Raw genomic sequence first — 3499 nt, 5'->3', positions numbered from 1 at the left:
GCCGCCGGGGCGGGCTTGGCCGGAGCCGGCTTGGCGGGCACGGTGGGCTTCTCGGGCGCGATGGTCGACGCGGCGGGAGCGTCGGTGCCGGCCTTGGCGGCGGTGGCCTTCGCGTTGGCGGCGGTGGCCTCGTCGGGCGTCGCGATCGAGCCCGAGGCCATCGCCGGCTTGTAGTCGGCGAAGAAGTCGTGCCAGGCGGGGTCGACGCTGGACGGGTCGGCCAGATAGCGCTGGTACATCTCGTCGACGATCCACTCGTTGGGACCGAAGTCCGCGAGTGGATTTTCATGCGAAGTCTGCTGGGTCGACACTTCCGTGTTCGCCTCTTTCACCAAGTTGTCAGCACGCGACGTTCGTCACACGGGACGGAAAGGAAATCGCCGTCAAGGCTACGCCGTGAGATTTCCGTGACCATCCGGACGTCCGGTCTGTGACCAACTTCCTGAGGGCGAGAAGGACACTCAGGCGATGTCCCGCCGCTTCATGAGCCAGGTGCCGAGTCCGCCGGCGAGCACCGCGTAGCCGATCAGCACGACGGCGCCGACCCAGCGGGGCGGGTTGCCGGGCAGCTCGGTGCCGGAGACCATCAGCTGCGAGGCCAGCGGCGGGACCAGCACCTGGAGCTTGCCGAACCAGTCGCCGATGCGCGGGGTGAGCAGGAAGAAGATCGTGGTGGCGCCGAAGTAGCCGATCACGTACGTGGTGCTCAGCGCGATGGTGGCGCCGATCTGGCTGCGGATCAGCACCCCGGCGCCCACGCCGAGGATCGCCCACAGGGCGTACGCCAGCGCGTTGAGCCCGACCGCCCGCCAGATGGCCGGCTCGCCGAGCTGGGAGCCGATGTTGAGCGCGTCCAGGATGAACGGCACGAACACCAGGTTGAGCAGGGTGGTGACGAGCCAGAAGACCAGCCCGAGCAGGGTCGAGGCGATCAGCTTGGCGAGCACCACGGACTCGCGGCGCGGGGTCACCAGGAAAGTGGTGGTGGCCGTCTGGTGGAAGAACTCGTTGGTCACCACGATCGCGGCCAGCAGCATCACCATCAGCACGCCGAAGAACTGGCCGCTGGTGTAGAGGTTCGACGCCACGTTGACGGCCTCGTTGGCCACCCGGACCTGCTCCGCCTGGTCCGCGGTCAGGCCCTCGGTGGACTCCGCGCTCGCGTTGACGGTGCTGCCGGCCCAGTTGATCAGCAGGGTCAGCGCCCACAGCACGAAGGTGACCAGGCCGAGGATCCACCAGGTCGAGGTGGACCGGATCTTGAAGAGTTCGGCTTTCACCAGGTTCATCGGATGCCCGCCTTTCCGGCCGTCAGCTGCAGGAAGACCTGTTCCAGATCGGCGCGCTCGCCGGCCAGCTCGTGCAACTCCACCGAGCTGGTGAAGGCGGTGTGCCCCACGGCGGCCGCGTCCAGGCCGGAGACCAGCAGGGCGCCGTCGGGCAGCGGGGTCACGGTGGCGTTGCGCTCGGAGAGTGCGGCGGTCAGCGCCTCGACCTGCGGGGTGCGCACGCGCACCTGGGTCATCCCGGCCATCGAGCCGAGCACCTCGCCGACCGGGCCCTGCCGGACCAGCTTGCCGGCGGCGATGATCACCACGTCGTCGGCGAGCTGCTGCATCTCGCCGAGCAGGTGGCTGGAGACCAGCACCGTACGGCCCTCGGCGGCCAGCGCCTTGAGCAGGTCGCGCATCCAGCGGATGCCCTCGGGGTCGAGCCCGTTGGCCGGCTCGTCGAGAATCAGCACCCGCGGGTTGCCCAGCAGCGCCGCGGCGATGCCGAGCCGCTGTTTCATGCCCAGCGAGTAGCCCTTGAACTTGCGCTTGGCCGCCGGGGTCAGCCCGACCTTGGCCAGCGCCTCGTCGGCGGCCTGCCAGGGCAGTCCGGCCGCGGTGCAGATCATCCGCAGGTGGTTGAGCCCGGTGCGGCCCTTGTGCGCGCTGGAGGCCTCGAGCACGGCGCCGACGTGCCGGATCGGCTGATCGAGGTCGTTGTAGCGCACACCGCCGAAGGTCGCCGTGCCGGCGCTCGGCGTGACCAGGCCCAGCAGCATGCGCAGGGTGGTGGTCTTGCCCGCGCCGTTGGGACCCAGGAACCCGGTGACCCGCCCGGAGTGCACGGTGAACGACAGGTCGTCCACGGCTCGCAGCGTCTTGTAGTGCTTGGTGAGGTGGGAGACGACGATCTCCTCGGACCCGGCCGTCACGTTTGCTCCTCACTGATCGACTGAGCGCTCAACCTACCGGTTCACGGCAATCCCGGTGGTCCCATCGGCGACCTCGGACAGAGTCGTTCATGTGAGTGTCATCCGGGGCCACCTGGCGCGACACGCCGTCGGCAGACGCGAGCCCTACACAGATCCCATGACGGTACTCATGACCGCTGCCGCACCCACGGGGACCAGCGGCTACTCACTGCTCATCGCCGACGACGCCAGTCAGGTCGCGGCCGCGCAGCGCCTGCGCCACGACGTCTTCGCCGCCGAGCTCGGTGCCACGCTGCGCGGCGCCACCCCCGACGGCCGCGACGTCGACGAGTTCGACGACTTCTGCGACCACCTGATCGTCCGGGACGACGCGACCGGCCTGGTCGTCGGCACGTACCGGATGATGACCCCGAAGGCCGCCCAGCGCGCCGGGCGCCGCTACGGCGACGGCGAGTTCGACCTCAGCGGGCTGAGCCCGCTGCGTGACCAGCTCGTCGAGACCGGCCGCTCCTGCGTGCACCCGGACCACCGCTCCGGCGCCGTGGTCAACCTGATGTGGGCGGGGATCGCCCGCTACCTGCACCTGAACAACCTGCGCTGGCTGGGTGGCTGCGCCTCGGTCGGCCTCGAGGACGGCGGCGCGACGGCGGCCGGCGTGTGGGCCCGGGTCTCGGCCAAGCACCTCTCGCCGCCGGCCCTGCGGGTGCGGCCGCGCAGCCCTTGGCTGGCTCGCACCGATCAGGTCGGTGACCCCAGGACGCAGGCTCCGCCGCTGCTCAAGGGCTATCTGCGGCTGGGTAGCTGGGTGTGCGGCGAGCCGGCCTACGACCCGGATTTCCACTGCGCCGACTTCTACGTGCTGTTCTCCATGGACCGGATGGACCCGCGCTACCGCCGCCACTTCCTCGGAGCGACTCGATGAGCTCGGCGGTGTGGCAGCCGGCTTCGGCTTGCGGGGCGCAATGTCGTCCGGCCGGTGCGCAGGCTGTGCGAGCCGGGACCGTGGTCGTGCGGTTGATGGCGCTTCTCGGCGTACTGCTCAGTGCTCTGGTCCTGGTGCCGCTGCTGCGGCACGCCGCCGCGCGGATGATCTCCCGCGGCATCCTCGCGGCCCTGGGGGTCAAGCTGGTGTGGCGTGGCCCGTCGCCGCGGCCCGGCAGCCTGCTGGTGGCCAACCACGTCTCCTGGCTGGACGTCGTCGCGCTGCTGGCGGTGACGCCGGTCCGAGGCAACTACGCAATCGCCGGTGTCCGGTCACGCGGAGCTTTCAGAAGACCGAGCGGGGGGCGGTGTCAC

The 3499-nt window shown here is 70.2% G+C and carries 4 protein-coding genes and 1 pseudogene; 2 read left to right on the top strand and 3 right to left on the bottom strand.

What is annotated here, in order from left to right:
* The 3 genes from AB0C29_RS38990 to AB0C29_RS38980 form a co-directional block, all read right to left on the bottom strand.
* The coding region (locus AB0C29_RS38990) for a hypothetical protein (RefSeq protein WP_360831559.1) at positions 1 to 311 on the bottom strand (311 nt) is incomplete at its 3' end.
* A 150-nt stretch (positions 312 to 461) separates the two neighbouring features.
* Positions 462 to 1289: an ABC transporter permease subunit gene (locus AB0C29_RS38985; protein ID WP_360831556.1), complete on the bottom strand. Its 828-nt coding sequence runs from the start codon at positions 1287 to 1289 to the stop codon at positions 462 to 464.
* Positions 1286 to 2203, bottom strand: a complete 918-nt coding sequence (locus tag AB0C29_RS38980) for an ABC transporter ATP-binding protein (protein ID WP_360550463.1) — start codon at positions 2201 to 2203, stop codon at positions 1286 to 1288. Before AB0C29_RS38980 ends, AB0C29_RS38985 begins: the two co-directional genes overlap by 4 nt.
* A gap of 157 nt (positions 2204 to 2360) precedes the next feature.
* Here AB0C29_RS38980 and AB0C29_RS38975 point away from each other — a divergent pair, with 157 nt between their 5' ends.
* Together AB0C29_RS38975 and AB0C29_RS38970 are read left to right on the top strand one after the other, a co-directional pair.
* A complete protein-coding gene (locus AB0C29_RS38975) occupies positions 2361 to 3125 on the top strand; it encodes a GNAT family N-acyltransferase (protein ID WP_360831553.1) in 765 nt (254 codons plus the stop codon).
* Between the two features lie 95 nt (positions 3126 to 3220).
* Positions 3221 to 3499: pseudogene (locus AB0C29_RS38970) on the top strand (hypothetical protein); the annotation flags it as partial.

It is taken from the genome of Actinoplanes sp. NPDC048791 (genome assembly GCF_040650095.1).
Classification (GTDB): domain Bacteria; phylum Actinomycetota; class Actinomycetes; order Mycobacteriales; family Micromonosporaceae; genus Actinoplanes.
The sequence above is the reverse complement of the archived record's forward strand: the minus strand, read 5'-3'. Positions and strand labels throughout refer to the sequence as shown.

Bases quoted from the DNA above. Each gene is read 5' to 3' on its own strand.
- AB0C29_RS38975 (WP_360831553.1), top strand. From the start codon at position 2,361: ATGACGGTACTCATGACCGCTGCCGCACCCACGGGGACCAGCGGCTAC.
- AB0C29_RS38985 (WP_360831556.1), bottom strand. From the start codon at position 1,289: ATGAACCTGGTGAAAGCCGAACTCTTCAAGATCCGGTCCACCTCGACC.